At 45.4% G+C, this 452-nt stretch carries 1 protein-coding gene; it reads right to left on the bottom strand.

Annotation, left to right across the window (positions count from 1 at the left end):
* The coding region (locus AB4371_RS20205) for a hypothetical protein (protein WP_372150571.1) at window positions 1-452 on the bottom strand (452 nt) is incomplete at both ends.

Below are 452 nucleotides of genomic sequence, written 5' to 3' on the forward strand. Positions count from 1 at the left end.
ACAATCGATTTGACGATGTCTTCGCTAACCGTGTGGTCTAGATTGCGGTTTGGTTCGAAGCGTACTTCACCTTCAAGTGTGATAAACAGAGAGCCTTCAGTGAAGATAAACTCTTGCTCACCGGTATCAGCTTGGTCAAGCGTCAGTGGAGTCCCACCATCGTAAGTAAACTCAGTAATGGTCGCGCCATCAGCACTCTGCTCTGGCATCACATCAATGGTACTGGTTGTGATTGTGCCGTCTGCAAGATTTGGCTCAGTGATATCTAACGTACCATCCTGCATGATTTGAACATCATCACCGATGGTTACATTTAACTGAGAAACCAAAGAATCATCGCCATCGCTGTCTACTGCATAAACAGGCAGGTCAAAGCTCAAACTGTTATTCACCAGACCATCTTCGTGGTCAAGCGCTTCAAGTAACGTAAATGTGTATTGACCTAGATTGGT

This window comes from Vibrio sp. 10N.261.51.A3 (genome assembly GCF_041471965.1).
In the GTDB taxonomy this organism is placed as follows: Bacteria; Pseudomonadota; Gammaproteobacteria; order Enterobacterales; family Vibrionaceae; genus Vibrio; species Vibrio crassostreae_C.